This is a genomic window from Ruegeria sp. CDSC045, assembly GCF_059610725.1.
Window position 1 is genome coordinate 66,673 of sequence record NZ_JBXWOE010000011.1, and the last position, 23,915, is coordinate 90,587.

The window sequence follows — 23,915 nt, forward strand, 5'->3', positions numbered from 1 at the left end:
CCTATTCCCCCTCCAACTGCAATCGCAAATCCCGCAGCACGGGCAGCGTGCTGCGCACCCGCTCCAGCCCCAGCTCTCCGACCACGCGATTGATCAGCGGCGCAATAGAGGAGATCGCCTGATCCCGAGCACTCCGCCCAGCGGGGCTGATGGCGACCATCTTGCGGCGGGCGTCGTCCCAGTCGGGGCGGATGTGGATATATCCGGCCCATTCCAGCTTGGCCAAGGTATTGGTCATGGCACCTCGGGTCACGTGAAACGTATCGGCTAGCTGTGCCGGGCTGCGTTCGTTGCCGACAAAGACAAGATGGTTCAAAACCGAGAAATGCGAAATTTCCATGCCCCTGGGCAGCACCCGGCTGAGCCGGTTCCGCAATAACTGGTCTGCGGTCAGGATCTCGCTGAACAGCGTGACCGCGAGGGCATTGGTATCGTTTGTCATAGTCCAGATTCTGGATCAGGGGCCGTCAAAGGGACGGACATGTGTCAGCGAAGGCACGCGGCTTCGTGCTTCTGTAACAGAACTATCATCCAAATTGAAAAAGTGAATGCCCTGATCGGTCCCTGCGTCGATGACGACCTCTCCCCATGGGGCAACGACCATGCTGTGACCGTAGGTTTTGCGGGTCTTTCCCCTGGTTTTAGGGTGTTCACCGGTCTGCGCCGGGGCCAACACCCAGCATCCGTTTTCAATCGCCCGCGCCCGCAACAGCGACTTCCAATGGGCCTCACCCGTGACCGGTGAAAAAGCGGCTGGAACCGTCAGAATGCGCGCTCCAGCCTGCGCCAGAGATGCGTATAGTTTGGGGAAGCGGATATCATAACATATACTCAGACCCACCTTGCCGAAATCTGTCTCGGATATGACCGCCCGTGTGCCGGGACGGTAGTTTTTGGACTCGCGAAACGTCTCGGCCTCGGACACCTGCACGTCGAACATATGGATCTTGTCATACCACGCCACGATCTGCCCCTGAGGATCAATCATGAAAGACCGATTGGCAAACCGACCATCCGCATCATGTGTTTTGATCGCCAACGAGCCGATCAATAACCAGATCCCCAGGCTCGCGGCCTGCTCGCGCAGCCCCGCAAGTGTCAGGTCATCTTCTTCGTATTGCAGAATTTCCCGCTGCCGTGTGGACGAGGTGGACACGCAATTCGTCACCTCGGGCGTCAGAACGAACCGCGCACCCTGCCCTGCCGCTTCGGACATCAGGGCGCGCACCATTTTCAGGTTTTCAGCCGGATCATCCGACGAGGTGATCTGAAGCAGGGCGCTCTTCATCAGGCCGCCAGCAAACCGTCCAGCTTGCCCTGACGTTCCAGCTCATACAGGTCGTCGCATCCGCCCACATGCTGCGATCCGATAAAGATCTGGGGTACGGTCCGCTTGCCACCGGCGCGCTGGATCATTTCAGGTTTGCGTTTTGGGTTCCTCAGCACATCGACTTCCTGAAACTCGACGCCCTTCTGATTCAGCAGCCGTTTTGCAGCGTGACAGAAGCCACAGAGCGGCGAGGTATATATTTCTACCGATTTCATATTCCGTACCTTTGGGTTTCGCACAATCCTGGGCGAGTTAGGTATCCTTGGCAACGCGCGCTAGGGTCAACACAAAAATATGATTTGCCCCGGATGCACGACAGACACGTGCACATGAGGTCAATGTTGCGCCTGATGTCATGACATCATCGACCAGCAGAATATCGCGCCCCTGCATCTGCCGAAGCCGCCTGGGATGCGCTGCAATCGCATTCTCCAGCGTTTCCATGCGCTGTGCGGCTGTTTTTCCATCCAAAACAGGCGTTCTTGTCCGTCGGACCAGAAGGTCCGGACAGGCCTCCAACCCGGTTTGCCGCCCCAGATGCTGTGCCAACAGGGCGGATTGGTTGTACCTGCGTTTCAGCAACCGGGACCAATGCAGCGGTACCGGCGCGATCAGCATGTCCTCGCGAAACAAATCCCGACCCGCCAGGGCCATCCAGCGCGCCGCAGGGCGTGCAAGCTCGGGCCGGTCCCCATGTTTCAGAGCCAGAATCAGGGATCGCGCCTTGCCATCATACAAAAGCGCAGACCGCCCATCGCGCCAGGGGCGCGGCGTTTTCATACAGTCATCACATTCGATTCGGTGGCCATCGGCCTCACCCGGCAAGGGCACGCCGCAGCTTTCACATACAGCGCCACCGATAAAGGGCGTTTCACGCCAACAGGAGCCACAGAGGCCGAAATCCGACTCGGTCAAATCACCGCATCCCAGACAGCGCGGGGGATAGATCATCTGGACAGCGGTTTGAATCCGCTGCCACATGCGATAGTTGCGCCCTATGAAACTGCCTGATTCCAACGCACCCTCACTGTTCGACCGCGCAATCCTTGCACGGCGTCGGTCCCGCGCACGGGAAGATGCCTTGTTCTTGCACCGCGCCGCAGTTGACGAGGTTCAGGATCGGCTCGCCTTGGTTAATAAAAGCTTTACGGACCCGGCGATCGTGACCCCTTTTGCGCAAGTCTGGCAGGATGTGTTGCCAATGGCGCGGATCATCCCGGATAACGAGGTGCTGGACCTGACTCCCGGTGCCCATGATCTGGTGATCCATGCCATGGCTCTGCACTGGACCAATGATCCGGTTGGGCAGTTGATCCAGTGTCACCGCGCGCTGCAACCTGATGGGCTGTTGCTGGTGATCTGTCTGGGCGGTGAAACCCTGCGGGAACTGCGCGCCGCACTTGGGCAGGCCGAGGTTGAGGTCACGGGCGGCCTCAGCCCCCGCATCGCGCCTATGGCCGAGCTGCGCGATCTGGGCGGGTTACTGCAACGCGCCGGACTGGCCCTGCCGGTTGCTGATACCGCGCGATTGACGGCGGAATATCGCGATCTGACCCACCTGATGCATGACCTGCGGGCAATGGGTGAAACCAACAGCCTGCAAAACCGCATGAAACACCCCACAAACCGGCAGGTCTTTGCCCGGGCGCAAGACATCTATGCCAATCATTTCAGCACTGATCAAAAACGCCTCAAGGCGACATTCGAGCTGGTCTGCCTAACCGGCTGGTCGCCCGATGAAAGCCAGCCAAAACCGCTGCGTCCGGGCTCGGCCCAGATGCGGCTTGCGGATGCTCTGGGTGCAAGCGAAGGCAAACTGTCCGATTGACGAATACGGAATTCCGGTTATCTCAGCCCGAAGCAAAGACATCTCAGGAAGTGAAACATGTTTGACGCCACACGCCCCGATCATGCCCCGGCGGATCACCCCAAAGTCAAAACGGGCCGCGTCGGCATCCTGCTGGCCAATCTCGGCACCCCCGACGATTACAGCTATTGGCCCATGCGCCGTTATTTGAACGAGTTTCTGTCGGACCAGCGCGTGATCGACTATCCCAAGTGGAAATGGCAGCCAATCCTGCAGGGGATCATCCTGACCAAACGGCCCTTCAGCTCGGGTGAGGCGTACAAGTCGATCTGGAACCACGACAAGGGCGAAAGCCCGCTGATGACGATTACCAAGGACCAGACCGCCAAATTGCGTGACGCGATGCAGGCACGCTATGGCGACAAGGTCATGGTGGAATTCTGCATGCGCTACGGCAACCCATCGACAAAATCAAAAGTCCGGGAAATGGTCGCGGCAGGTTGCGACCGGGTTCTGTTCTTTCCGCTTTACCCGCAATACGCAGGCGCTACGACGGCCACGGCCAATGATCAGTTTTTCCGCGCCCTGATGGATGAAACGTCGCAACCCGCCAGCCGCACCGTGCCCGCCTATTTTGACGAACCCGCCTATATCGACGCATTGGCGGGCTCGGTTAAAAAGGCCTATGCCGCGATGGTGGACAAACCGGACATACTGGTCTGTTCCTACCACGGCATGCCGGAACGCTACCTGCAACAAGGCGACCCCTATCACTGCCAATGCGCAAAAACGACTCGGTTGCTGAAAGAAAGGTTGGGCTGGTCGAACGACCAGCTTGTATCGACCTTCCAGTCACGATTCGGCCCGGAAGAATGGCTCAAGCCATATACGGTCGACCACGTGGCCGAGCTGGCAAAACAGGGTAAGAAGAAGATCGCCGTTATCGCACCAGCGTTTTCCGCCGATTGCATCGAAACGCTGGAAGAGATCAACGAAGAGATCAAAGAGAGTTTCGAGGACGCGGGCGGCGAAAGCTTTACCTATATCCCATGCCTGAACGATGACGAATCGCACATAGCGGCCCTGGGCAAGGTGATCGAGGATAATTTGAAGGGTTGGCTGGACTAAGCCACCCAGTCGACTAGGCGCAAAAAAAGGCGGTGGAAAGCTCCACCGCCTTTTCTTTAGATATCGCTTGTCGAATTAGCTTGCTGCAACAGCTGCGGCAACAACAACCAACAGGATCAGCGGCAGGATGATGCCGTTTGACGAACCCTGAGTTTCTTCAACAACAACAGGTGCTTCAACAACCGGCTCTTCCAGGTTGCCTGCATAAGCGGTCGAAGCAGCAGCAGTCAGTGCAGCGGCGAGAACGAGTTTCTTCATATTAACCTCCAGGATACGCACGGTTCCGTATAGTGAAACCATGCACTCAAGACTTACCTCGTGTTTTTTTCTAATCAGCTATCCAACTGGAATGCAAATGGAAGTTGCGTCACAAGCGGGTACCTGCGCGGAAATGTCGTCAAATTAGCAACACTTGCGTGCCAACCTTGGCCATTGAGAACAGTTCGGCAATATCGTTGTTGAAAAGACCGATGCACCCATTCGAAGATCGACGCCCGATTTTGCGCGTATCATGGGTTCCGTGAATTCGGTAATATTTCCAGCTTAGATATAAAGCATGTGTTCCCAATGGGTTATCCGGACCCGGCGGGATATAGTCTGGCCATTCCGGATTTCTTTTCTTCATCGAAGGTGTTGGCGACCAGCTTGGGCCTTCGACCTTGCGGATCACGCTGGTCCGGCCGCGGCGCGTCAGCTCTTCGGTCAGGGGAACCGACGACGGGTATAGTTTGTACACCGATTGATCGTCAGACCAGTAATGCAGCGCCCGCGATACTGTATCGACAAGGATAGCGCCGTTTTTCGTGTTGGAAAAATAGGGCTGCCAGTCCAGCGCCCTGAAGCCAGAGATGTTACGGCGCACCGCGGGTTCGTCCTCGGGTGCGGGGCGCAGCGGGTCTCCGGGGGTGTATTGGGCAATCGCAGGCGAGGCGACCAGAGCCGAGACACCCGCGACGAATCCGCGTCGGGTTGTATGAGTAATGCTTTTCTTGACCATGATCGCAGGTCCTTTTCACAGAAAATCTAAAAATCCTGTGCATTTTATTGCCAGAATGCTTCAGTCGCAATTGAAACCGGCAGAATCACGCAGAACAAAGCCATTGTGCGTTTGCCCACAGCCTTCTGTCACGCTATGCCGTATGGCAACACAATAATCAGGTCGATCATGACGCGCATCATTTCATTACTGTTTGCTAGCTTTATTGCACTGGCCGCCTGTACGCCGGGTGGATCCCCAACCTATGGGGCAGATGGGCGCCCCCTGCCAACGGTGTACAAGATCCGTGGCAATCCAGAAAAGCTGCAATTCCGGATGTTGGATTCGGTTAACGCCCTCCGCCAGGCATCGGGCCTTCAGCCGGTACAACTGAATGCTCAGCTCAATGCCGCGGCCGCCACCCATTCCAAGGATATGGCGCGACAGAATCGGCCCTGGCACTTTGGCTCGGACGGATCTTCGCCGTTGGATCGGGCGACGCGCGTCGGCTATTACGGCACCTTCCTCGGCGAGGCGATCTCGGAAACCTATGAGACCGAGACCGAAACGCTGGCCGCCTGGATGCAGGAACCCGGACCGCGAAATGTCATCATGGATGCCAAAGCCACTCAGATGGGCTTTGCCTGGCACCAGGAGAACGGCGGGAAAATCTGGTGGACCCTGGAAATGGGAACCGGCGGTTAAAACGCAGAAGCCCCCGAAAACCGGGGGCTTTTTTATTGCCTTTGGGGCAGTTAAGCCGCCTGGACCGACTGCGCCTCGGTCAAAATTGCATAGAGCTTGACCGGATCAGGATTGGCGCGCAGCTTTGCGCAAACCGACGTATTGCGCAGCGTTCTGGACACCAGTGCAAGCGCCTTTAGGTGGTCCACACCTGCCTCTTCCGGGGCAAACAACGCAAAAGCGACATCAACCGGCTGGCGGTCTACCGCACCGAAATCAATCGGCTTTTCCAGCATTACGAAAACGCCAGCCACTTCGGCCAGATCACCCAGCCGCGCATGTGGCAGGGCAACTCCATGACCAACGCCTGTTGGGCCAAGGCTCTCCCGCTCGAGCAGGCCATCCACAACAACCTGCGCGTCAAGACCAAGGGCCCCCTCGGCAACATCGCCGATTTCCTGAAACAACCGCTTCTTGCTGGAAGCGGCGGACAATACACGTACCGCCTCGGGCTTCAGTATGCTCGAAAGCTCCATGATCACGCTCCATGGCCTTGCCCCCGCTTGCGCAGGGGCTTGCCTTGCTATTCTTGCCTGTTACGGATCAATCCAGCCAATGTTGCCGTCCTCACGGCGATACACGACATTCAATCCGTCCTTGTTTTCATTCCGGAACACCAGCACCGGGGCGCCGGCTAGTTCCATCTGCATTACGGCTTCACCAACACTCAACGATGGGATCTTGGTTTCCATCTCAGCCACGATCATCGGCTGCAGCGTTTCAGGTTCATCAGCCGACTCTGATTCGTCAGAGGCGAGGATATAAGAGGAAGCACCAAAGAGTTCAACCGGCTCGGATCGGTCCTTGTGATGGTCCTTGAGGCGGCGCTTATACCGGCGCAACTGCGTTTCCATCTTGTCACAGCAGGCCTCGAATGCTGCGTAGATTTCGATAGCGTGGGCCTTGGCCTGCGCAGTCAGGCCGGTCGAAAGATGCACGGTGGCTTCGCAAACATACTCATGCGCAGAACGGGAAAAGACGACATTGGCGTCGGTCGGGCGCTGGGCATATTTTCCAACAACCTCCCCTAGCTCGGTCTGCACATGGGTCTGCAGCGCCTCGCCGATGTCGATCTGTTTTCCGCTAATTTGGTAACGCATGTGATCTCCTTCACAATTCACACCCATTTTGACGCTGCGTTACGCAGCGCACGTGTTTTTATCGGGTGGGGGATATCGGCATATTCCGCAGTTGCTGAGAAACGTACCCCTTAGCAAAGGTGCACCGCGATCCCGACTGGAACTGAAGAAATGCCATAACCCAATTGAGGCAAGAGACGGCGGCAGAGTCAATCAAAACAGGCGTGTATATACGTGATTTCAGCCATGCGCTGGGCGCAATTCCGCGCAAGCCTATGAAATACGGAAGTTTTCGCCCAAATAGACCCGGCGGACATTTTCGTTCTCGACGACTTCATCCGGCGTACCCGACATCAGCACCTGACCATCATGCAGGATATAGGCCCGGTCCACGATTTCCAGTGTTTCGCGCACGTTATGGTCAGTGATCAGCACGCCGATGCCGCGCTTTTTCAGGTCCGCTACCAGATGGCGGATATCGCCGACGCTGATCGGGTCTACGCCAGCAAATGGCTCGTCCAGCAACAGATATTTCGGATCAGCCGCAAGACAACGGGCAATTTCGACACGGCGACGCTCGCCGCCGGACAATGCCAATGCCGGGGCGCGGCGCAGATGTTCGATCGAAAAATCGGACAACAGCTCTTCCAGCCGCTCTTTCCTGCGATGGCTGTGCTTCACGGTGATGTCCAGAACGGCGGCAATGTTGTCCTCGACACTCATCCCGCGGAAAATCGACATCTCTTGTGGCAGATATCCGATCCCAAGCCGCGCGCGCCTATACATCGGCAGGGTCGTCACGTTTTGGCCGTCAATGGTCACAGTGCCAGCTTCGGGAAAGACAAGCCCGGCGACCGAATAGAACGTTGTGGTCTTGCCTGATCCGTTCGGACCCAACAAGGCAACCACCTCGGACCGGCCCAACGTCATCGAGACTTCGCGTATCACGGTCTTCTTACGGTATGATTTCCGCAATTTCTCGATCCTGAGGCCGGAACCGCCTTCGGCCACAGACAAATTCGGACGCTCCATCAGTTGCTATCCGGATTCAGAATGGTTTTGACGCGGCCAGTCATCTTTGCCGTTCCGGTCGTCAGATTGGCATTCATCTGATCGCCGCTGATAACGCTGGGGCCTTGCGTCAAAAGCACATTTCCGCGCATCACGATTTCGCCCGAGTCGATTGTGTATTCGGCCCAGTCGCCTTCGGCTGCATCAGGCGGGCTGACAAGAACCACATCATTTGTCGCCTCCATCCGCTCGATTCCGGACCTGTCGGCGTTGTAGATGACTAGGACCCGCTCGGCGGTCAGGCGCATCTCACCCTGCACGATCAGGACGTTACCGATAAACTCGGCCGTGCCGTCTTCTTGATTGACGTTTAGAGATTCCGAGGTGACCTCGACCGGCTGGCTTGGATCCGCCTTGGCTGACCCGAAGGCGACCTGCGTTTCCTGTGCCGACGCCGAAAAGGCACCGACCATCAGCGCAAAACTAACAACAGCAAATCGCAAATCAATCACGGCTTATCTTTCTGTTTTTTCAGGCTCGTATACCAGCTTAACACCATCTGTAAAAAGAATATGGACCGGCCCATCCTTTTTTTCGGTTCCAAATGTCATCCGTCCCGCGGAAAAATCTCCGATGATGCCGGTGCCATCGACCTGACCCGGAGTGTCGCCGCGGATTTCATCCAGAGAGGTATTTAGAAGATCAGTTCTGACCTGAATTCCGTCCGTCGTCGTTATCAGGACATCCCCAACAAACGTTGCGGAATTCTTGTCCGGGCGGATCATACCGGAATTTGAATCCATCGTTATGACGCCGCCATTCAACAATCCCAACCGCCCTCTAAATTCGGCAGTCGTGGGCAATGACCCTTCGCGCCCCTGGGTCGCTTGGGCCGCCTGAATTTGAACTTCCTCGCCTTTTCTGGTTGTTCCAAGATAATGGGGTTGGGTCACCACTTGGTCGGCCAGACGTTCATCTATGTCTTTTTGGGTAAACGGAACGGACACGCTGGTTTCGATGCTGCGTGACAGCAGGAAAACCGTCGACAGCAGCACAATGGCTGCCAAAGGCAGCAACACCTTTAGAAATTGCACCATCCGGGAATGTCCGTCCATCGAACGCCCCTCTACCCCAAACCAACGCGCAGGCAATCGTGGATATGTAGCACGCCCAAGGCCTGGCGATCACTGCCCTCCTCGACCACAAACAAAGAGGTGATCTTGCGGTCATTCATGATGGCCACCGCCTCTTCGGCCAACGCGCCGGGCGGGATGGTTGTTGGGTTCTGCGTCATCACCTGCTCGGCCGTTTTGCCCAGCAAGCCCTCCATATGACGCCGCAGATCGCCATCGGTGATGATGCCCACCACCTGACCTTGCGGATCGACAACCCCGGCAACGCCAAAGCCCTTGCGGCTGATCTCGATCAGCGCATCGCTCATGGGTGTTCCGACCGAAACCAGCGGCAACGCATCGCCCTTGTGCATCAGATCCTGCACCGTGCTCAGCTGTGCACCTAGTTTTCCACCGGGATGAAAGGCGCGAAAATCTTCGGGTTTGAAGTTGCGATACTTCATCAACGCTATCGCCAGCGCGTCGCCCATGGCCAAAGTCAACGTCGTGGAAATCGAAGGCACCATGCCATAGCCGCAGGCCTCGCCCAGTGAAGGGATCAAAAGATGCACGTCTGCCTGTTTCATCAGCGTGCTTTCCGGCTTGCTGGACAGGCCAATCAGTGGAATGCCAAAGCGGCGGGTAAAAGCCAGCAGGTTGGCAAGCTCTGGCGCTTCGCCCGAATTCGAGATGGCCAGAACCACATCGCCTTTTGAAACCATGCCCAGATCGCCATGGCTGGCCTCGGCCGGGTGCACGAAATAGGCCGGTGTACCGGTGCTGGCCAGTGTGGCCGCGATCTTGTGCCCGATATGACCCGACTTGCCGATGCCGCTGATGATGATGCGGCCCGAGGCCTGCAAAATCAGCTGAACCGCTTGGGCAAAATGTTCATCCAGACCGTCGGCCAGTACCTCCAGCGCGCGGGCCTCGTCTGTCACCACCTGACGGGCGGTTCTCAGAAATGCTTCGGTATCAGTCATGAGTGCGCAAAAATATCCGTTTCTGGCCAACCGGCGAGATCGAGTTTCGCACGCATCGGCAAGAAGTCAAAACAGGCCTGCGCCATCTCGGTCCGGCCCTCTCGCGCCAGGCGCTTGTTCAACTCCTCCCGCAGGCGGTGCAGATACAGAACATCCGAGGCGGCATAGTCCAGCTGCGCCTCGCTCAACGTTTCGGCGCCCCAATCGCTCATCTGCTGCTGTTTCGAGATATCGACGCCGATCAACTCGTTGCACAGGTTTTTCAGCCCGTGCCGGTCGGTATAGGTGCGCACCAGACGGCTGGCGATCTTGGTGCAATAGACAGGCGCGGCTAACGCACCAAAGGCGTGATACATCGCGGCAATGTCGAAACGGCCAAAATGGAACAGTTTCAGCACATCCGGGTTTTCCAGCATGGCACACAAGTTCGGTGCCTCGGTCTGGCCCTTTTCGACCTGAACGATATGCGAATTGCCATCGCCGCCCGACATCTGGATCACGCAGAGGCGGTCGCGATGCGGGTTTAGACCCATGGTTTCACAGTCAATGGCCACCACCGGCCCCATATCCAACCCGTCCGGCAGGTCGTTTTTGTACAAATAGTTAGCCACCCGAGTATTCCTTTGCGCGGTATCGCCACCGAGATAGGCGCTTTATTCCCTAAACTCAACGCCATCCCTGTACGCCAGCCGGTTGCCGCTGTCGCAATTGGTTAAGACCTAAACGAAGGTTTGGGGTGACAGAGCCTTTAGACTGCGGCAGATATCAATCAATGTTAAGCGTTCTTAGAAACCGGACCTATCGCCACCTGTTGGCCGCGCAGATCGTTGCCCTGACGGGCACTGGGCTGGCCACGGTCGCGCTGGGTCTGTTGGCCTTTGAACTGGCAGGGGATGCGGCCGGGCTGGTGTTGGGCACCGCGATGACCATCAAAATGGTGGCCTATGTCACGGTTGCGCCATTGGCAGCCGCGTTTGCCGAGCGGCTGGACCGGCGCAAGATGTTGGTGGTGCTTGACTTGATCCGTGCGGCTGTCGCGCTGTGTCTGCCTTTTGTGACCGAGGTCTGGCAGGTCTATGTCCTGATTTTCGTGCTGCAATCCGCCTCGGCCGGATTTACCCCTGCATTTCAGGCTACAATCCCCGATGTACTGACAGATGAGCGCGAATACACCCGCGCCCTGTCCCTATCGCGGATGGCATATGATCTGGAGAGCCTGCTAAGCCCCGTATTCGCCGCAGCCCTGTTGTTGTTGGTCAGCTTCAACAGCCTGTTCTGGGGCACCGCCCTGGGATTTGTCGCTTCGGCGCTGCTGGTGGTGTCGGTGGCTTTGCCATCACCCAAACCAAGTAAGCCGCGCGGGATATACGAACGGACAACACGTGGCATACGCATCTATTTGAACACACCCCGGCTGCGGGGCCTTCTTGCCCTGAGTTGGAGCGCGGCGGCACTCAGCTCAATGGTTATCGTCAACACTGTGGTCATCGTGCGATCAGATCTGGGGCTGTCGGAAAGCGCCGTTGCCGCTGCGCTGGCCGGTTTTGGTGGCGGCTCTATGCTTGCCGCTTTTATCCTGCCCCGGATGCTGGACCGGATCGAGGATCGAAAGGTCATGTTGGCCGGCGCCCTTCTGTGCTGCACCACCATGGCCGGGGCCGCCGCGATATTTGCGACAACCCCGCTGTCTTTGGGTCTGTTAATCGTTTTGTGGGCCCTAGCTGGCTTTGGCTATTCCACCACGCTGACTCCGTCTGGCCGCCTGCTGACCCGCTCGGCCCATCCCGAAGACCGCCCCGCCGTCTTTGCGGCCCAATTCACGCTGTCTCATTGCTGTTGGCTGGTGCTGTATCCTCTGGCAGGCGGGCTGATGACCCTGTTTGGGGCCACAACCGCCCTGAGCTTTATGGCGGCGATGTCCTTTCTGGGTATTATCGGTGCGGTCACCCTTTGGCCGCGTTCTGATCTGCATTCGGTGATCCACGACCATCCTGACCTGCCGCGTGACCACCCGCACATGGCCGGCCCGCCACCGCATGCTCATCCCGTCATAATAGACGACCTGCACCCCCGTATCCCGCGTGAGCCTTGAGCCCTGCTGCCGTTTTGCCCTAAACCGGAAAAACAAGACCCGCACCGGAGCGCCAATGGATCAGCTTGACCGCCGCATCATCTCAGTCCTGCAACATAATGCCCGCGAGTCGACCACAAAAATCGCGGCAAAACTGGGCGTTGCCCGGACAACCGTGCATGAACGCATCAGCCGGATGGAAGAACGCGGCATCATTGCCGGCTATTCCGTGATCCTGAACAGCCCCGAAGATGCCCCCCGCGTCCAGGTTGTCGTTCTGCTCGAGGTCCAACAGAAGGAAACCACCCGTATCATCAAGCGGCTCGAGGCCTATCCCGAGGTTAAACTCTGTCTTTCGATCAACGGTGACTTTGACCTGCTGTTGACCGCTGACGCGCCAAGGATCGAGGATCTGGATATTCTCGTTGATGATCTGGCACGAATCCCCGGTGTTCTACGCACCAATACGAGCGTTGTTTTTGGCCGGCGGATTGATCGAATCTGATTGACTGATAACCCTCTGTAAACCAAGGCAAGGCTAGCGTGGCCCGGATTGATCAGAATCCCGGACCGGCAGAATGCCAAATCGCCTATTCATTGTCATAGCATGTGTTGCGTTGCTTCCGGCAGCGCGTCAGAGCTTTGCGGGCGCGGAGGCCCGGATGTCTCAGACATGTGATCAGGCCGCCCGCCGCGCGGCCCTCGCCCAAGACATACCGCTTGATGTTTTGCGTGCCATAACGCGGGTTGAAACTGGCCGCGCGATCAAAGGCCGACTTGAGCCTTGGCCATGGGCAATCAATGTCGAAGGGCGCGGCCATTGGTTCCAATCTGAGCAGGAGGCTAAAGCCTATGTCGCGGATATTTTCCAAGCCGGAAAGCGCAGCTTTGATATCGGGTGCTTTCAAATCAGCTATCGCTGGCACGGGCAGGCCTTTCAGTCGATCGATGCCATGTTCGACCCCGAGACTAACGCCAGCTACGCGGCGCAGTTTCTGAAACAGCTTTACGCCGAACTTGGGTCATGGTCGGCAGCGGCAGGTGCCTACCACTCGCGAACCCCGGCTTTGGCCAAGACCTATTCCAGCCGCTACCAGATTGTTCATGCTCAGCTTGACCCGGGCACGGCGGTGCAAACTGCCCGCATGTCGCGTGATCCCTTCACACAATCCGCCACACCGCTGTTTCCGGTGCAAACGACCCAGTTTCCGACCGGTGCGATGGGCTCTTTGATGCCCGCATCGGACACCCAAACAGCCTTTATCATCTTCAACTAGGAGAATTACGTGCCCAGACTTGACGTCCGCTCCCTGTTTTCTCCGACTGTATTGCTGGCGCTTGCGTTGATGACCGTCATCGTAATGATGATCCTGCCCATGCCGTCCTGGGTCCTGGATGTCGGGCTGGCCACGTCCTTCGCCCTGGCGATCCTGATTTTCACGCTGACCCTGTTTATCGAGCGGCCGCTGGATTTCTCTTCCTTCCCGACCATCCTTCTGGGGTCATTGATGCTCCGGTTGTCGTTGAACGTCTCATCGACCAAGCTGATTATCGGTCAGGGGCACACCGGCCCCAATGCCGCCGGCGATGTGATCGAGGGATTCGCAAGCTTCGTCATGGGCGGCAGCATATTCCTGGGCCTTGTCGTGTTCGGCGTCCTGTTGATCGTGAACTTTATGGTCATCAACAAAGGCGCGGCCCGCATGGCCGAAGTTGGTGCGCGATTTGCCCTGGATGGGATGCCGGGGAAACAGCTGGCCATCGACAGCGATATGTCCGCGGGCGCCATCGATCATCAAGAGGCCAAGGAACGGCGCGAACGGGAACAACAGGAAACCACCTTTTTTGGCTCGCTCGACGGGGCGTCGAAATTCGTCAAAGGAGACGCGGTTGCCGGGCTTTTGATCACCCTGCTGAATCTGGTCATGGGTCTGGTCATGGGCGTGATCGTGCATGGGATGCCGGTGTCATCGGCGTTCGAAACCTACGCCATCCTGACTGTTGGCGATGGCTTAGTCTCGCAGATACCGGCTGTGATCATCTCGATCGCCTCCGCTTTGCTTCTGGCACGTGGTGGCACGCAGGGCGCAACTGACACCGCCATCTTATCGCAACTGGGGCGCCACCCGGCCGCGCTGGGCACTGTTGCCGGTCTGATGGTGCTGTTCGCCCTGGTTCCGGGTCTGCCGTTTCTGCCCTTTATTCTAGGGGCCTGCGTTTTGGGCTACGCCGCCTATGCGGTGCACCGAAAACAGCACCAGCGAGAAACTCCGGCACAAACCGCGTCGACCGAGGCAGACGAAGCGGTATCACAAGCGATTGGCGATATTCTCGACCTCGATGATGTTCACCTGGAATTCGCACCGGATCTGGTCAGCATGGTCCTGAACCAGGGCACCGGACTGGATGCACGCATTGCGAATATGCGGACCTATGTCGCCTCGACCTTTGGATTGATCCTGCCCGATATCCGTCTGACCGATCGGGCCGAGCTGCCGATGGGGACATATGTGATCAAGGTGCACGGCGTGGAACAGGCCCGCGGTGCCCTGAACCCCGATCTGATCTTGGCGCTTGTTCAGGACGGGCACGATCTTTTGCCCGAGGGGAGGGATGTAACCGAACCCGTCTATGGTGCGCCTGCACGTTGGATCCTGCCCAAGGATCAAGAGGCCGCAGCTATGAGCGGCGCTACGATTGTCTCACCCCCGGAAATACTGGCCACGCATCTGCTGGAAATCATCAAACAGAACTTCTCGCGTCTGTTGACGCTGAAGGCGCTACGCAGGCTGCTATCAGAAATGGCCCGGCTCAGCGACCCGGTCCGGGCCGAGGCAAACCGGAAAATGCTAGACGAGTTGATCCCCGACAAGGTTCCAATCGACACGCTTCACGCAGTCCTGCGCCTGTTGCTGGACGAACGGGTTTCGATACGCAATCTGGCGCTTATCCTCGAAAGCATCGCCGAAGCGCGCCTGACCACCACCCAACCCGAGGGGATTTGCGAACTGGTGCGGCAGCGACTTGGGTTCCAGCTTGTGGCTGACATGAAACGCGAAGACGGGTCGATCCCGCTGATCCAGCTGGCACCGGAATGGGAAGACACATTTGCCACCTATCAGGTCGATGCGCCCAATGCCGGGCTGGATGTCGCCCTGCCGCCGAACCTGTTCAACAAGCTTGCGGACGGCGTGGTGGACAGTGTCTCGCATTCCGCCGACCATGGTATCTTTCCTGCGGTCGTGACCTCGACCCGGCGCCGCAGGCTGCTGCGTACGATCATGCATGCGCGCGGCGTGTCCAATCCGGTTTTGTCATTTGAGGAAATCGGGCTCGAGGCGCGGCCCGCACTTGTAGGCACGGTACCCGCATGATCGCCCTCCCACCCGAACTCTTGCCGCACCTGGGCTCTGGGGCCTGGCATTTCTTCGGTGTTTTCCTGCGCGTTTCGGCAATGGTATCCTTGATGCCTGCATTCGGAGAACGCAGCATCCCCACCCGTGTCAAACTTGGCACTGCCGTTGCCTTTACGTTGATCGTGGCGCCGGCAGTGCCGACAAAGGAATTCGATCCCGAATTCCTGTCCATGGTCCAGCTGATCACCACCGAAATTCTTGTCGGAATGGCGCTGGGGATGGCGCTGCGCATCTTTGTTCTGACCCTGCAGACGGCAGGGTCCATCGCCGCACAGGCAACGTCACTCTCGCAAATTCTGGGCGGGGCAGCGGCTGATCCGGTTCCGGCCATGGGCTATCTGCTGACGCTGGCCGGGTTGGCCCTTGCTGTACTACTTGGCCTGCACATCCGTTTGGCAGAGTTCTTGATCCACAGCTACGATCTGTTTCCCACCGGCGCCATGCCCGCAGCTCCGGATTTGTCCCAATGGGGCGTGGAACGGGTCTCGTACAGTTTCAGCCTGGCATTCGCACTGGCGATACCTTTTGTGATTGCCTCTTTGATCTACAACCTTGCGCTTGGTGTCATCAACCGCGCCATGCCACAGCTGATGGTGGCATTTATCGGTGCCCCGGCCATCACGTTTGCGGGGCTGTTCCTGCTGTTCGCCGGTGCGCCTCTGATCCTGTCGGTCTGGTCCGATGCCCTGTTTGATTTCATGCAGAACCCGCTGAAAGATCCGAGATGAGCGGACAGGACGACGACAGCGACAAGTCATACGACCCGACGCCGCAAAAGCTTCTGAAAGCACGGGAAAAGGGTGAGGTCGCCAAGTCAAACGACCTGTCTGTTGTCGCGGCTTATGTCGGGCTGCTCATAGGTTTGCTTTTGGCAGGCAAGATTGGTGTTCAGCATCTGGGAACATTGTTTGTCGTTCTGATCGACCAATCCGACAAGATCGGCACCATGTTGACGGATGGCCCGGCTGACGGTCTGGTGGGAGGGATGCTTGGCAAGGCCGCAATCTCGATGGCAACCATATTTGTTGTTCCCGCCACTGCGGTTCTGCTGAGCCTGATCGCCCAAAAGGCCCTGGTTTTTGCCCCCAGCAAGCTGCAGCCCAAGCTGTCTCGAATTTCTATTCTCTCCAACGCCAAGAACAAATTCGGGCGCGGCGGTCTGTTCGAATTTGCCAAAAGCTTTGCGAAGCTGCTGATTTACTGCGTCTGCCTGTTCATGTTTCTGCGCGCCAACCTGCCCGAGATTCTGACCGCCAGCGCTGCGCCGCCGCAATCGTCGATCGTCTTGATGATGAATCTTTTATTCCGGTTCCTCTTCATCGTCGTCACCATCGCACTGGCCATCGGAGTCGTCGACTATATGTGGCAATACTCCGAACATATGCGCAAAAACCGGATGTCCCGCAAAGAAATTCAGGACGAGACCAAAGACGCCGAAGGCGACCCGCATGTCAAACAACAGCGCCGCCAGCGCGCGCAGGAAATTGCGACAAATCAGATGATGGCCGATGTCCCAACCGCGGATGTGGTCATCGTGAACCCGACCCATTATGCGGTTGCTCTCAAATGGCAGCGGACGGCCGGGTCGGCACCGATCTGCGTGGCGAAAGGCGTCGACCAGATTGCAGCCGCCATCCGCGCCTCGGCGGCCGAGGCCGGGGTTCCGATCCACTCGGATCCCCCCACCGCGCGGGCGCTCCATGCGACCGTCGAAATCGGGAATGAGATCGCCCCCGAACACTATCGCCCTGTCGCTGCGGCCATTCGCTTTGCCGAAGCCATGCGCAAGCGCGCGAAGGACAGAATTTGATGCGGTTTACCGGACTTACCGATCTGAAGCGTTTATCCGACGCGGCCTTCCAAAAAGAGCAACAGACCTTGCGCCCATATATCGAAGCCGAGGCCGAGATTTTGCAAAAACTGAGCCGATTGGACGCACAGCTTCAGCAGACCCTACAAAACAGCGGCCAAGCTGATGGATATCAGGTCACCGGCACTGATGTTCTGTGGCGTGGATGGGAAGAGGCAACCCGACGAAAACTCAATACAGACCTCGCGCGCGTCCGAGCGCAAAAGCTAACCAAGATGCAAGCCTTGCGGAAAGCGTTCGGACGCAAACAGGCCCTAGGACAGCTGATTGAAGAACAACAAAAGGCCCGCCGAGACATGCTTATGAAAAAGCGATCGCGGCAATAAGCGGGCCGAAACAGGCTTCAAGTATCCTGACGGTTAACACTCATGATCAGGACTTGCAGCACGTCATCACCCAAATCCTTCTTGGCGACCTGCAGCAAAGCCTTTCGGACCAAATCCAGATTGTCGGATTCCGTAAAGTTGCCGTTGAAACCACCGGTATTTGCGTGATCGAACAGAACCTGCAGAAACCCATCCCTCAACTTTGGCTCAAACTCATAAATCGTTTCAGCAACGCCGGGTTTGGTTTCCAGGCTCAGCGACATTGTGACCAATGCGGCAATCCGGTCGGACTTCACGACCGGGATCACAAACTGTTTCGTCATCTTCAGATATTCATACTTGCTGGACGTATCCTTTTTGTCCGACTTGGTCTTAGTGGCCTTCTCCTTGGCTTTCTTGGGTTCGGCGGCAGCAGATTTATCCATGTCACCATCTTTGGTTTTTCCAGAAGGAGACATGGCAATTCCCGCACCAATTCCACCGCCCAGGCCAACAAGCAGAAACAATATAGGAAGTAGCTTTTTCATTGTTATACGACCTCAGAACGGCAAAACTGTATCGAGGACCTGCTGGCCGTAACGGGGCTGCTGCACATCCATGATCTGACCGCGGCCACCATAAGACACGCGCGCCGAAGCAATCTTGTCATAGGTGATTTCATTTTTCCGCGAGATATCCTGTGGCCTCACATATCCCGTGACCAATAGCTCTCGGAGTTCGAAATTCACGCGCAGCTCCTGCGAGCCCGATATGGCCAACACACCATTCGGCAAGGCGTCGATGACGGTCGCGGCGACTCTGAGTGTCAGCTTTTCCTTACGCTTGACCGAGCCCTTGCCCTTACTAACCGATGATGAGTCGATCCCAACAGCTTCGTCCAGCGTCGCCCCGTCGGGCAGCCGTTCCAGCGCCCGCTGCGGCAGGCCGAACAGGTCGGGAACCTCAAGGCTTTCTGACCCGCTGCGTGAGCGATTTGTGTCGTTGGATATCTCGGCTTTCTCGTCCAACTCGATGACAACCGTCAGAATATCGCCTTTTTTGATTGCGCGCTGATCTCCCAAAAGCGATTGTTGGCCACCGCTCCATAGCGAGGACCGATCAACATTGCGCTGTGGCTGCGTGTGCAACGGCAAACCCGGCCACAGCATGGCAACATGTTCAGCAGACTCGTCCGCGGGTGTGAAACTTGGCGGTTTTCCCAAATGATCCAGTCGACCACAGGCGGTCAGAGCCAGACATGCCATCATCAACAGTTTTAGTTTTCCGAACATCATTTTACCTCGATTTGACCGTTAGGCCGGATAAAGCCAACAACAGTTGTACGTGACGACAGATTCATGACCCGAATACGGTCGCCGACAGCCCCGCGCCCCAGGGCACGGCCTTCGGCCTTGATCGAAAGGGGACGACGGTCAAAGACCAGAACCACCAGATCATTGCGGTCCACCAGAGCGGGCGGCCCGACATCTGCTGCGCGAACCGGGCGTCCGGGGTAAAGCGCGACGCGTGCTTCCTGACCGATCAAATCATCGGTGTTTGTAACCGCTCCGAGGACAACCTGATCTTTGATCTCAAGATCGGCGGCCGAGATCACCTCTTTGGCGCGTATGGTCCGGATCGGCACCACGATCTCAGCCAAGGCACAAAGCGGGCTGATCGTCACCAGTGCTATGAATAGGGCGCGCATCACCGCACCTGCGTTGTTGCGCCCATCATCTGATCGACGGCCGAGATGACCTTGGCGTTCATCTCATATCCCCGCTGGGCCTCGATCAGTTCGGTGACTTCGCGCACGGCATCGACCGAGCTGTCCTCGAGATATCCCTGCCGCAATGTGCCCATCCCGCCCTCGCCCGGAGTGCCGATGACAGGCGCGCCCGAGGCTTCGGTTTCTTTGAACAGGTTGCTGCCGATCGCCTCCAGCCCTTTGGCATTGGAAAAACTGGCCAGGGTGAATTCACCGAGCAACTGTCCTTCGGCGGTATCATCGAAATAGGCGTAAACCTCACCCGATGCATTGATCGAGATCGACCTTGCATCGTCTGGGATTGTGATCTCTGGCGCGACAGCGAAGCCATCTGAAGTGACGATCAACCCTTCGGCCGAGCGTTTCAGGCTGCCGTCACGGGTAAAGCCAGACTGACCGCTGGGCAACGTCACCTCAAGATAGCCGCGCCCTTCGATTGCGACATCCAAATCGCTGCCAGTGGCCGCCAACGCACCCTGTGCCAGCTGCACGGTGACCGCAGCCGGGCGCACCCCCAGACCCAGTTGTATACCTGTGGGCAAGACGGTGCCGTCATTGGCATTCACCGTCCCAGCGCGCGCCATTTGTTGATAGTGCAGGTCTGCAAACTCGGCGCGGCGCGCGTTGTAGCCTGTGGTATTCATATTCGCCAGGTTGTTCGAGATCGTCTCAACCCGCATCTGCTGAGCGGTCATGCCTGTCGCTGCGATTTTCAGTGCCCGCATATCAATTCCTCCGTTATCAAATCAGCGCATCAGCGCCTTAAGCGCCCCACGCACACGTTCGTCTTCGGTTTCAAGAAAGCTCTGCCCCAACTCATAAGCGCGCTGGATTTCGATCATCCGGGTGACCTGTTCGATCGCGTTCACGTTCGATCCTTCGAGGAATCGGTGCACAATGACCGGCTCCTCCACGGGTTCAATCGCTGCATCTGACCGAAATTGCGTGCTGCCCTCGCGCACCAGGCTCGTGGGATCAGCAACGCGGTAGACGCCGATCTGTCCCAGAACTTGCCCTTCGATACTAAGCGTGCCGTCGCTGCCGACATCAATCGACGCGGCATCCGGCGGAATGAAAACAGGGGCGCCGTTGCTGTCCAGAACCCGGTACCCATCCATGGTAACCAGATCACCCTCGGCACTGGGTGAAAACGCACCCGCCCGTGTCAGCCGGTTGCCGCTGGGGGTTTCGATCATGAAAAACCCGTCGCCTTCGATGGCGAAATCAAATTGCCCGCCGGTTTCGGTCAGAACGCCTTGTTGCAACGAGGTATTGCGTGCCTCTGCCCGCGCCATGGACAAGGACGGATTGCCCGGCGAGGCTTTCACGAACTCGGAAAACACCAAGCCCTGCTGGCGGTAGCCCGTGGTATTGGCATTGGCGATATTATTCGCCACCAACCGCATTTCATTCATCAGCCCCGATTGGCGGGACAAGGTGGTATATGAGGTATCCATCAGCGGCCTCCGGCGATCAGTGGGATGAGGGTTGAGGTGAAGAACGTCACCAGCGTCTGGGTCATGAACCCCATCGAAATCCAGAAAACGATCACGATGGCGACCAGCTTTGGCACGAAGGTCAGCGTCATTTCCTGCACCGAGGTCAGCGCCTGGAACAGACCCACAACCAGACCCGAGACCAGTGCCACCGCCAGGATCGGGACGGATGTGATCACCGCAACCCACAATGCCTGGCGGACGATGTCATAATAGAGACCTTCGCTGAGCATCGATCAGACCGGCATCCGCAGGATTTCCTGATAGGCCTCGACCACTTTGTTGCGCACGATGACGGCGGTTTCGACGGCCAGTTCGGTCTGCGCCAACGCCTGAACCAGCGCGTGCGGATCGGCTTGGCCGGTCATCGCCGCGCCGGACATCTGCTCGGACTGTTTCAATGTTGCGGCAAAGTCCTGAAAGGTTGAGCGCAACCCCTGTGCCATTCCGGCAAGGTCGGGGTCGGGCTGCGTAGCGGGCCGCGCTACGGCATAGCTCTGCGCGGCGGTCAGGGATCGGATATCCATTCTGGTGTCCTTTATTTTCTGAGAAGTTCCATAAGGCTCGACGACATTTGTCGTGTCTGGTCGAACATCTTGAGATTGGCTTCGTAGCTGCGCTGCGCTTCACGCGCGTCAGCGATTTCTATCATCAAATCTACATTGGACCCGCGATAATGGCCGGTCTCATCGGCCAACGCATGGCCGGGGTCATAGATGCGCGACAGGTCGCGACGATCAAGCTTAACGCGCCCGGTCTCGACCATTTGCGCGCCGTCTTTGCTGACCGCTTCAAACGGCACGGTTTTGCGCCGATATCCCGGCGTATCCGCATTCGAGATGTTTTCGGAGACGTGCCGCAAACGGGCCGCCTGCGCGCGCAGGGCGCTGGCCGAGGCGGAAAGGGAATGGGAAAAATCGCTCATCTCTCAGCCCTCCTCACCCGCGACCAAGGCTGGTGCGCAGCATGCCAATCGAGGATTTATAGATCGCCAGCGCGCGATCATGTTGACGCTTGACCTCGACCGCTTTGAGCATTTCTTCCTCAAGAGAAACACCATTTCCGTTGGGATCGCCCGAGGGTGCGGCATCGAACTCGGCCCAGGGCCGGGCAGCGGCGGCGCCGTTCAGATGCCCCGCCCGCGTAGCGGTCATCGCGACCTCACGCCCGGAATTTTCGAAAGCTTTCTGAAAGGCCTCGATATCGCGGGGCTGATAGCCCGGCGTATCCGCATTTGCCATGTTTCGTGCAATGACAGACTGCCGTTGCCCGGCATGGGTTGCCATTACGTACGCTGTCTTAAAGACGTTCAGGTCAGAGAACATCGGGGCTTCTCCCTCGATCAATTTCAATCAAGGCTTAACCCCGATTCCTTTAAAAACCGTTTTCAGAAACCCGTTGGAGAACCCACGATGACCGATCTCGACCCGATGCTTCTGAAATGCGAATTCGACCGTTTGTCTGCCATGCGCCATATGGGCCGCGTGGCCAGTGTTGGGCGCGGCGTCATAGAAATAGAGGGGTTGGAGTGCGTTGCCCGCATCGGCGACAACCTGACCCTGCGGCGGCGCAGCGGCCCGGATCTGGCGGGTGAAGTTCTGCATGTCGAATCGGATCTGATCCACATGTTACCCGCCGCTGCACCCGATGGGGTTTGCCTAGGCGATCGGGTGATTCTAAATCAGACACCGGCATTTTCCCCCGGACTGCACTGGCTGGGCCGGGTCATTGATCCCTTCGGCAAATCGCTGGACGGCAAGCCGTTGCTGCCGGGCACTCAGGAAAGAGATATCCTGCAAAATCCGCCACCTGCCGTTGTCCGCAAACCGCTGGGCGCACGGATGGAAACCGGGCTGAGCATTATGAACACCATGTTACCTGTGGTGCAGGGGCAGCGTATTGGCCTGTTCGCCGGGTCAGGGGTCGGCAAGTCGACCCTGTTGGCCACGCTGGCGCGGTCGATGCAGGCAGACGCGGTTGTGGTCGCTCTGGTCGGCGAACGGGGTCGTGAGGTCAATGAGTTCGTTGAACATGCGCTTGGGGCCAAGGGGTTGGCACGATCTGTGGTTGTGGCGGCAACCTCGGATCAGTCTGCGCTGGCCCGCAGGCGCTGTGCATGGTCGGCACTTTCAGTCGCGGAATTCCTGCGGGATCAGGGGCTGAACGTCCTGTTTCTGGCTGATTCGGTCACCCGCTTTGCCGAGGCGCACCGCGAAATCGCTGTTGCGATGGGTGAGGCCCCCTCTTTGCGCGGGTTCCCACCTTCGGTCACGCCCTTGATCGCTGGTCTTTGCGAACGAACCGGGCCGGGCACGGCTGATCAGGGTGATATCACAGCAGTTTTCAGCGTTCTGGTTGCGGGCTCGGACATGGATGAACCGATAGCGGACATTCTGCGTGGCGTTCTGGACGGGCATATCGTCCTGAGCCGCGGAATCGCCGAGCGCGGCCGTTTCCCCGCCATTGACCTTAGCCGGTCAGTTTCACGCAGCCTGCCGGGAGCTGCCTCCGAGGCGGAAAACCGGATGATCTCGGAAACCCGCAGGCTGGTTGGTAGTTACGAGCAATCCGAGGTTATGATCAAAGCCGGGCTTTATGCCGAGGGGGCAGACCCGTTATTGGATCAGGCAGTCCGGGTTCATGACGAGCTTGATGCCTTTTTCGGCAAGGCCGAGTCGGACGGAATCAGCAACAGTTTCAACCACCTGCAACTGATTCTGCGCCGTGCCGGGGCAGCATTACCGCAGTGAGGAATTCAAGACAGTTTTAAGTGTTAAGCCCACCTTAAGACCTGCCCGGCTACCCCTGTAACTGGGTGA

Annotated in this window: 33 protein-coding genes; 11 read left to right on the forward strand and 22 right to left on the reverse strand. The window is 57.8% G+C overall.

Annotated features, from left to right (window positions below):
* Window position 1: 1 nt before the first annotated feature.
* The 4 genes from AC2FH6_RS17400 to AC2FH6_RS17415 are packed head-to-tail and all read right to left on the reverse strand — an operon-like array spanning window position 2 to window position 2,311.
* The gene (locus AC2FH6_RS17400) at window positions 2-442 is read right to left on the reverse strand and encodes a MarR family winged helix-turn-helix transcriptional regulator (RefSeq protein ID WP_142638269.1); all 441 of its coding nucleotides are present in this window, start codon (window positions 440-442) and stop codon (window positions 2-4) included.
* Between the two features lie 15 nt (window positions 443-457).
* Window positions 458-1,288, reverse strand: coding sequence for a carbon-nitrogen hydrolase family protein (locus AC2FH6_RS17405; protein ID WP_496703758.1), 831 nt, complete (start codon window positions 1,286-1,288; stop codon window positions 458-460).
* Window positions 1,288-1,545, reverse strand: a complete 258-nt coding sequence (gene grxC, locus AC2FH6_RS17410) for a glutaredoxin 3 (protein ID WP_142638273.1) — start codon at window positions 1,543-1,545, stop codon at window positions 1,288-1,290. Before grxC ends, AC2FH6_RS17405 begins: the two co-directional genes overlap by 1 nt.
* 37 nt (window positions 1,546-1,582) lie before the next feature.
* Window positions 1,583-2,311 carry a ComF family protein gene (locus AC2FH6_RS17415; RefSeq protein WP_281973580.1) on the reverse strand — a complete coding sequence of 243 codons (729 nt, stop codon included), beginning with the start codon at window positions 2,309-2,311 and terminating at the stop codon, window positions 1,583-1,585.
* Between the two features lie 16 nt (window positions 2,312-2,327).
* On the opposite strand from AC2FH6_RS17415, the gene AC2FH6_RS17420 reads away from it, so the two are divergent.
* Complete coding sequence (locus AC2FH6_RS17420; protein WP_496703759.1) at window positions 2,328-3,158, forward strand: methyltransferase domain-containing protein; 831 nt, start codon at window positions 2,328-2,330, stop codon at window positions 3,156-3,158.
* A 57-nt stretch (window positions 3,159-3,215) separates the two neighbouring features.
* Window positions 3,216-4,265 carry a ferrochelatase gene (gene hemH / locus AC2FH6_RS17425; protein WP_496703760.1) on the forward strand — a complete coding sequence of 350 codons (1,050 nt, stop codon included), beginning with the start codon at window positions 3,216-3,218 and terminating at the stop codon, window positions 4,263-4,265.
* A gap of 75 nt (window positions 4,266-4,340) precedes the next feature.
* Here hemH and AC2FH6_RS17430 read toward each other — a convergent pair whose 3' ends face one another.
* Window positions 4,341-4,523, reverse strand: coding sequence for a hypothetical protein (locus AC2FH6_RS17430; protein WP_142638281.1), 183 nt, complete (start codon window positions 4,521-4,523; stop codon window positions 4,341-4,343).
* Window positions 4,524-4,662: 139 nt separating this feature from the next.
* Window positions 4,663-5,262, reverse strand: coding sequence for a L,D-transpeptidase (locus AC2FH6_RS17435; protein ID WP_281973577.1), 600 nt, complete (start codon window positions 5,260-5,262; stop codon window positions 4,663-4,665).
* Between the two features lie 168 nt (window positions 5,263-5,430).
* Here AC2FH6_RS17435 and dalA point away from each other — a divergent pair, with 168 nt between their 5' ends.
* Window positions 5,431-5,946: a divisome-associated lipoprotein DalA gene (gene dalA, locus AC2FH6_RS17440; RefSeq protein ID WP_142638285.1), complete on the forward strand. Its 516-nt coding sequence runs from the start codon at window positions 5,431-5,433 to the stop codon at window positions 5,944-5,946.
* A 50-nt stretch (window positions 5,947-5,996) separates the two neighbouring features.
* Here dalA and AC2FH6_RS17445 read toward each other — a convergent pair whose 3' ends face one another.
* The 7 genes from AC2FH6_RS17445 to AC2FH6_RS17475 form a co-directional block, all read right to left on the reverse strand.
* Window positions 5,997-6,461, reverse strand: a complete 465-nt coding sequence (locus AC2FH6_RS17445; protein WP_142638287.1) for a PTS sugar transporter subunit IIA — start codon at window positions 6,459-6,461, stop codon at window positions 5,997-5,999.
* 60 nt (window positions 6,462-6,521) lie between these two features.
* On the reverse strand, window positions 6,522-7,085 hold the full coding sequence (gene hpf, locus AC2FH6_RS17450) for a ribosome hibernation-promoting factor, HPF/YfiA family (protein ID WP_271950796.1): 564 nt from the start codon (window positions 7,083-7,085) through the stop codon (window positions 6,522-6,524).
* Between the two features lie 252 nt (window positions 7,086-7,337).
* The gene (gene lptB, locus AC2FH6_RS17455; protein ID WP_142638291.1) at window positions 7,338-8,096 is read right to left on the reverse strand and encodes an LPS export ABC transporter ATP-binding protein; all 759 of its coding nucleotides are present in this window, start codon (window positions 8,094-8,096) and stop codon (window positions 7,338-7,340) included.
* A complete protein-coding gene (locus AC2FH6_RS17460) occupies window positions 8,096-8,548 on the reverse strand; it encodes an LptA/OstA family protein (protein WP_142638458.1) in 453 nt (150 codons plus the stop codon). The genes lptB and AC2FH6_RS17460 overlap by 1 nt, the downstream gene beginning before the upstream one ends.
* 42 nt (window positions 8,549-8,590) lie before the next feature.
* Window positions 8,591-9,190 (reverse strand): LPS export ABC transporter periplasmic protein LptC, encoded by a 600-nt coding sequence (locus AC2FH6_RS17465; RefSeq protein WP_142638293.1) that lies wholly within the window; start codon window positions 9,188-9,190, stop codon window positions 8,591-8,593.
* 11 nt (window positions 9,191-9,201) lie between these two features.
* The gene (locus AC2FH6_RS17470; protein WP_142638295.1) at window positions 9,202-10,170 is read right to left on the reverse strand and encodes a KpsF/GutQ family sugar-phosphate isomerase; all 969 of its coding nucleotides are present in this window, start codon (window positions 10,168-10,170) and stop codon (window positions 9,202-9,204) included.
* Window positions 10,167-10,781, reverse strand: coding sequence for a ribonuclease D (locus AC2FH6_RS17475; protein WP_496703761.1), 615 nt, complete (start codon window positions 10,779-10,781; stop codon window positions 10,167-10,169). The genes AC2FH6_RS17470 and AC2FH6_RS17475 overlap by 4 nt, the downstream gene beginning before the upstream one ends.
* Window positions 10,782-10,942: 161 nt before the next feature.
* Here AC2FH6_RS17475 and AC2FH6_RS17480 point away from each other — a divergent pair, with 161 nt between their 5' ends.
* From AC2FH6_RS17480 to AC2FH6_RS17510, 7 genes are all read left to right on the forward strand, one after another.
* Entirely contained in the window at window positions 10,943-12,262 is a 1,320-nt protein-coding gene (locus AC2FH6_RS17480; RefSeq protein ID WP_496692719.1) for an MFS transporter, read from the forward strand.
* A gap of 55 nt (window positions 12,263-12,317) precedes the next feature.
* On the forward strand, window positions 12,318-12,746 hold the full coding sequence (locus tag AC2FH6_RS17485; RefSeq protein WP_142638301.1) for an Lrp/AsnC family transcriptional regulator: 429 nt from the start codon (window positions 12,318-12,320) through the stop codon (window positions 12,744-12,746).
* A 157-nt stretch (window positions 12,747-12,903) separates the two neighbouring features.
* Window positions 12,904-13,518 (forward strand): transglycosylase SLT domain-containing protein, encoded by a 615-nt coding sequence (locus AC2FH6_RS17490; protein ID WP_496703762.1) that lies wholly within the window; start codon window positions 12,904-12,906, stop codon window positions 13,516-13,518.
* A gap of 69 nt (window positions 13,519-13,587) precedes the next feature.
* Window positions 13,588-15,615, forward strand: coding sequence for a flagellar biosynthesis protein FlhA (gene flhA / locus AC2FH6_RS17495; protein ID WP_496703802.1), 2,028 nt, complete (start codon window positions 13,588-13,590; stop codon window positions 15,613-15,615).
* Window positions 15,612-16,385, forward strand: coding sequence for a flagellar biosynthetic protein FliR (locus tag AC2FH6_RS17500; RefSeq protein WP_496703763.1), 774 nt, complete (start codon window positions 15,612-15,614; stop codon window positions 16,383-16,385). Before flhA ends, AC2FH6_RS17500 begins: the two co-directional genes overlap by 4 nt.
* A complete protein-coding gene (gene flhB / locus AC2FH6_RS17505) occupies window positions 16,382-17,467 on the forward strand; it encodes a flagellar type III secretion system protein FlhB (RefSeq protein WP_496703764.1) in 1,086 nt (361 codons plus the stop codon). The genes AC2FH6_RS17500 and flhB overlap by 4 nt, the downstream gene beginning before the upstream one ends.
* Window positions 17,467-17,853, forward strand: coding sequence for a hypothetical protein (locus AC2FH6_RS17510; protein ID WP_496703765.1), 387 nt, complete (start codon window positions 17,467-17,469; stop codon window positions 17,851-17,853). The genes flhB and AC2FH6_RS17510 overlap by 1 nt, the downstream gene beginning before the upstream one ends.
* Window positions 17,854-17,870: 17 nt before the next feature.
* Here the strand turns inward: AC2FH6_RS17510 and AC2FH6_RS17515 are convergent, their stop codons facing one another.
* From AC2FH6_RS17515 to AC2FH6_RS17555, 9 genes are read right to left on the reverse strand one after another with little or no spacing between them, the layout of a single operon-like run.
* On the reverse strand, window positions 17,871-18,380 hold the full coding sequence (locus AC2FH6_RS17515; RefSeq protein ID WP_271950818.1) for a flagellar basal body-associated protein FliL: 510 nt from the start codon (window positions 18,378-18,380) through the stop codon (window positions 17,871-17,873).
* A 12-nt stretch (window positions 18,381-18,392) separates the two neighbouring features.
* A complete protein-coding gene (flgH, locus tag AC2FH6_RS17520; RefSeq protein WP_416383935.1) occupies window positions 18,393-19,124 on the reverse strand; it encodes a flagellar basal body L-ring protein FlgH in 732 nt (243 codons plus the stop codon).
* Complete coding sequence (gene flgA, locus AC2FH6_RS17525; protein ID WP_496692713.1) at window positions 19,124-19,540, reverse strand: flagellar basal body P-ring formation chaperone FlgA; 417 nt, start codon at window positions 19,538-19,540, stop codon at window positions 19,124-19,126. The genes flgH and flgA overlap by 1 nt, the downstream gene beginning before the upstream one ends.
* Window positions 19,540-20,325, reverse strand: coding sequence for a flagellar basal-body rod protein FlgG (gene flgG / locus AC2FH6_RS17530; protein ID WP_142638319.1), 786 nt, complete (start codon window positions 20,323-20,325; stop codon window positions 19,540-19,542). The genes flgA and flgG overlap by 1 nt, the downstream gene beginning before the upstream one ends.
* Window positions 20,326-20,346: 21 nt before the next feature.
* Window positions 20,347-21,057, reverse strand: a complete 711-nt coding sequence (locus tag AC2FH6_RS17535) for a flagellar hook-basal body complex protein (protein ID WP_271950829.1) — start codon at window positions 21,055-21,057, stop codon at window positions 20,347-20,349.
* Entirely contained in the window at window positions 21,057-21,329 is a 273-nt protein-coding gene (locus tag AC2FH6_RS17540; RefSeq protein ID WP_496697355.1) for a flagellar biosynthetic protein FliQ, read from the reverse strand. Before AC2FH6_RS17540 ends, AC2FH6_RS17535 begins: the two co-directional genes overlap by 1 nt.
* Before the next feature lie 3 nt (window positions 21,330-21,332).
* Entirely contained in the window at window positions 21,333-21,623 is a 291-nt protein-coding gene (gene fliE / locus AC2FH6_RS17545; protein WP_142638325.1) for a flagellar hook-basal body complex protein FliE, read from the reverse strand.
* A gap of 11 nt (window positions 21,624-21,634) precedes the next feature.
* Complete coding sequence (gene flgC, locus AC2FH6_RS17550; RefSeq protein ID WP_281973567.1) at window positions 21,635-22,021, reverse strand: flagellar basal body rod protein FlgC; 387 nt, start codon at window positions 22,019-22,021, stop codon at window positions 21,635-21,637.
* Between the two features lie 13 nt (window positions 22,022-22,034).
* Complete coding sequence (locus AC2FH6_RS17555) at window positions 22,035-22,421, reverse strand: FlgB family protein (RefSeq protein ID WP_496703766.1); 387 nt, start codon at window positions 22,419-22,421, stop codon at window positions 22,035-22,037.
* Between the two features lie 87 nt (window positions 22,422-22,508).
* Here AC2FH6_RS17555 and AC2FH6_RS17560 point away from each other — a divergent pair, with 87 nt between their 5' ends.
* A complete protein-coding gene (locus AC2FH6_RS17560; protein ID WP_496703767.1) occupies window positions 22,509-23,846 on the forward strand; it encodes a FliI/YscN family ATPase in 1,338 nt (445 codons plus the stop codon).
* Window positions 23,847-23,915 lie beyond the last annotated feature (69 nt).

Bases quoted from the DNA above. Each gene is read 5' to 3' on its own strand.
- AC2FH6_RS17400 (WP_142638269.1), bottom strand. From the start codon at position 442: ATGACAAACGATACCAATGCCCTCGCGGTCACGCTGTTCAGCGAGATC.
- AC2FH6_RS17405 (WP_496703758.1), bottom strand. From the start codon at position 1,288: ATGAAGAGCGCCCTGCTTCAGATCACCTCGTCGGATGATCCGGCTGAA.
- grxC (WP_142638273.1), bottom strand. From the start codon at position 1,545: ATGAAATCGGTAGAAATATATACCTCGCCGCTCTGTGGCTTCTGTCAC.
- AC2FH6_RS17415 (WP_281973580.1), bottom strand. From the start codon at position 2,311: ATGTGGCAGCGGATTCAAACCGCTGTCCAGATGATCTATCCCCCGCGC.
- AC2FH6_RS17420 (WP_496703759.1), top strand. From the start codon at position 2,328: ATGAAACTGCCTGATTCCAACGCACCCTCACTGTTCGACCGCGCAATC.
- hemH (WP_496703760.1), top strand. From the start codon at position 3,216: ATGTTTGACGCCACACGCCCCGATCATGCCCCGGCGGATCACCCCAAA.
- AC2FH6_RS17430 (WP_142638281.1), bottom strand. From the start codon at position 4,523: ATGAAGAAACTCGTTCTCGCCGCTGCACTGACTGCTGCTGCTTCGACC.
- AC2FH6_RS17435 (WP_281973577.1), bottom strand. From the start codon at position 5,262: ATGGTCAAGAAAAGCATTACTCATACAACCCGACGCGGATTCGTCGCG.
- dalA (WP_142638285.1), top strand. From the start codon at position 5,431: ATGACGCGCATCATTTCATTACTGTTTGCTAGCTTTATTGCACTGGCC.
- AC2FH6_RS17445 (WP_142638287.1), bottom strand. From the start codon at position 6,461: ATGGAGCTTTCGAGCATACTGAAGCCCGAGGCGGTACGTGTATTGTCC.
- hpf (WP_271950796.1), bottom strand. From the start codon at position 7,085: ATGCGTTACCAAATTAGCGGAAAACAGATCGACATCGGCGAGGCGCTG.
- lptB (WP_142638291.1), bottom strand. From the start codon at position 8,096: ATGGAGCGTCCGAATTTGTCTGTGGCCGAAGGCGGTTCCGGCCTCAGG.
- AC2FH6_RS17460 (WP_142638458.1), bottom strand. From the start codon at position 8,548: ATGGTCGGTGCCTTTTCGGCGTCGGCACAGGAAACGCAGGTCGCCTTC.
- AC2FH6_RS17465 (WP_142638293.1), bottom strand. From the start codon at position 9,190: ATGGACGGACATTCCCGGATGGTGCAATTTCTAAAGGTGTTGCTGCCT.
- AC2FH6_RS17470 (WP_142638295.1), bottom strand. From the start codon at position 10,170: ATGACTGATACCGAAGCATTTCTGAGAACCGCCCGTCAGGTGGTGACA.
- AC2FH6_RS17480 (WP_496692719.1), top strand. From the start codon at position 10,943: ATGTTAAGCGTTCTTAGAAACCGGACCTATCGCCACCTGTTGGCCGCG.
- AC2FH6_RS17485 (WP_142638301.1), top strand. From the start codon at position 12,318: ATGGATCAGCTTGACCGCCGCATCATCTCAGTCCTGCAACATAATGCC.
- AC2FH6_RS17490 (WP_496703762.1), top strand. From the start codon at position 12,904: ATGTCTCAGACATGTGATCAGGCCGCCCGCCGCGCGGCCCTCGCCCAA.
- flhA (WP_496703802.1), top strand. From the start codon at position 13,588: ATGACCGTCATCGTAATGATGATCCTGCCCATGCCGTCCTGGGTCCTG.
- AC2FH6_RS17500 (WP_496703763.1), top strand. From the start codon at position 15,612: ATGATCGCCCTCCCACCCGAACTCTTGCCGCACCTGGGCTCTGGGGCC.
- flhB (WP_496703764.1), top strand. From the start codon at position 16,382: ATGAGCGGACAGGACGACGACAGCGACAAGTCATACGACCCGACGCCG.
- AC2FH6_RS17510 (WP_496703765.1), top strand. From the start codon at position 17,467: ATGCGGTTTACCGGACTTACCGATCTGAAGCGTTTATCCGACGCGGCC.
- AC2FH6_RS17515 (WP_271950818.1), bottom strand. From the start codon at position 18,380: ATGAAAAAGCTACTTCCTATATTGTTTCTGCTTGTTGGCCTGGGCGGT.
- flgH (WP_416383935.1), bottom strand. From the start codon at position 19,124: ATGTTCGGAAAACTAAAACTGTTGATGATGGCATGTCTGGCTCTGACC.
- flgA (WP_496692713.1), bottom strand. From the start codon at position 19,540: ATGCGCGCCCTATTCATAGCACTGGTGACGATCAGCCCGCTTTGTGCC.
- flgG (WP_142638319.1), bottom strand. From the start codon at position 20,325: ATGCGGGCACTGAAAATCGCAGCGACAGGCATGACCGCTCAGCAGATG.
- AC2FH6_RS17535 (WP_271950829.1), bottom strand. From the start codon at position 21,057: ATGGATACCTCATATACCACCTTGTCCCGCCAATCGGGGCTGATGAAT.
- AC2FH6_RS17540 (WP_496697355.1), bottom strand. From the start codon at position 21,329: ATGCTCAGCGAAGGTCTCTATTATGACATCGTCCGCCAGGCATTGTGG.
- fliE (WP_142638325.1), bottom strand. From the start codon at position 21,623: ATGGATATCCGATCCCTGACCGCCGCGCAGAGCTATGCCGTAGCGCGG.
- flgC (WP_281973567.1), bottom strand. From the start codon at position 22,021: ATGAGCGATTTTTCCCATTCCCTTTCCGCCTCGGCCAGCGCCCTGCGC.
- AC2FH6_RS17555 (WP_496703766.1), bottom strand. From the start codon at position 22,421: ATGTTCTCTGACCTGAACGTCTTTAAGACAGCGTACGTAATGGCAACC.
- AC2FH6_RS17560 (WP_496703767.1), top strand. From the start codon at position 22,509: ATGACCGATCTCGACCCGATGCTTCTGAAATGCGAATTCGACCGTTTG.